This is a genomic window from Sandarakinorhabdus sp., from assembly GCF_032115815.1.
Taxonomy (GTDB): domain Bacteria; phylum Pseudomonadota; class Alphaproteobacteria; order Sphingomonadales; family Sphingomonadaceae; genus Sandarakinorhabdus.
In genome coordinates this window covers 2,956-3,886 of record NZ_JAUMBI010000265.1, presented here as the reverse complement: position 1 = coordinate 3,886, position 931 = coordinate 2,956, and the positions used below count along the sequence as shown (strand labels likewise).

General features: G+C 64.4%; 2 protein-coding genes. Both read left to right on the top strand.

Annotation, left to right across the window (positions count from 1 at the left end; translation table 11 throughout):
- Positions 1-105: 105 nt before the first annotated feature.
- A complete protein-coding gene (locus RT662_RS15175; RefSeq protein ID WP_313671528.1) occupies positions 106-624 on the top strand; it encodes a YbjN domain-containing protein in 519 nt (172 codons plus the stop codon).
- A gap of 19 nt (positions 625-643) precedes the next feature.
- Positions 644-931 (top strand): NAD(P)-binding domain-containing protein (locus RT662_RS15170; protein ID WP_313671527.1); only part of this gene is annotated, 288 nt, incomplete at its 3' end.

Below are 931 nucleotides of genomic sequence, written 5' to 3'. Positions count from 1 at the left end.
CTGGTGAGGCAGACGCCTGATATCCACAAGATTTTGTGAGGCTTGCTCTTGCCGAATCGGCAGGGGTTGCCCAGCCTGTGCCAAGGCCGGTAAGGGAGAGGCACGATGAGCTTTTCCGAAATTGACTATGGTGCGGGCGAACCCGCCCCGATCGACCTGCTCGAACAATTGTTCGATGCCAATGGCTGGGCCTCCGAACGTGTGGGTGATGAGGAAATCATCACGACCGTGAAGGGCGGGTGGTGCACCTATCAGCTGCGGGCCTTGTGGCGCAGTGAAGACCGTGTGCTGCAGATCATCGCCCAGGCCGATCTCACCGTGCCCGAAGATCGCCGGCTGGCGGTGTATGAAACCATCGGCCTGATCAACGAACAATTGTGGATGGGCCATTTCGAACTCTGGTCGGCCGACGGCATGATCCTGTTCCGCCACGCCACGCTGCTGGCCGATGATGATGCTGAAGACGGCGGTGATCTGTCGCCGGCCCAGGCTGAAATCCTCACCGATGCCGCGGTGGAAGAGTTCGAGCGCTATTATCCGGTGTTCCAGCTGGTGTTGCTGGCCGGCCAGTCACCGGCGGAAGCTCTGGCCGCGGCGCTGATCGAGACAGCCGGCGAAGCATAAGACCGGTTTGGGGGCAAACATGACGGGTGAAGCGCCGATCTGGTTGATCGGCTGTGGCAACATGGGCGGCGCGCTGCTGCGGCGCTGGCTGGCCGAAGGGCTGGGGCCGGTTGCCGTGATCGATCCGGCGGCGCGCAACCTGCCGCCCGGCGTGGAAGCCTCGGCCCGCCCGCCGGCGGAGGGCAAACCCGATATCGTCGTGCTCGCCGTGAAACCGCAGGCCTGGGCGCAGGCGGTGCTGCCGCTGGCCGGCCGCCTTGGGCCGCTCACATTGGTGATCTCGGTGATGGCCGGTGTGCGCACGGAG

Excerpts from the sequence above, each read along its gene's own strand:
- RT662_RS15175 (WP_313671528.1), top strand. The coding sequence starts at position 106 with ATGAGCTTTTCCGAAATTGACTATGGTGCGGGCGAACCCGCCCCGATC.